Here is a 230-nt window from a genome sequence, read left to right on the forward strand (position 1 = left end):
GACTAGTAGCTTGCGGCGATCCATCGATCACCACATAATCTTTATCAGAGACGTTTTTTAAATCTTTATCAAGTGTTGGTCTATCGAGCCCAATCACCGGTACCGGATTGTCTTCATCAACTGCTCTCCAGTCACGCGCACTGCCCTGCTGGTCACTATCCACCAACAAAACACTATGGCCTTTTAGCTGTAAGCCACGAGCCAAATGCGTTGCGATGGTAGTCTTACCG

General features: G+C 47.8%; 1 pseudogene. It reads right to left on the reverse strand.

What is annotated here, in order from left to right:
- A pseudogene (locus AAEY88_RS15730) lies at window positions 1-230 on the reverse strand (peptide transporter); the annotation flags it as partial.

This window comes from Psychrobacter sp. CAL346-MNA-CIBAN-0220 (assembly GCF_040309805.1).
Classification (GTDB): Bacteria; Pseudomonadota; Gammaproteobacteria; order Pseudomonadales; family Moraxellaceae; genus Psychrobacter.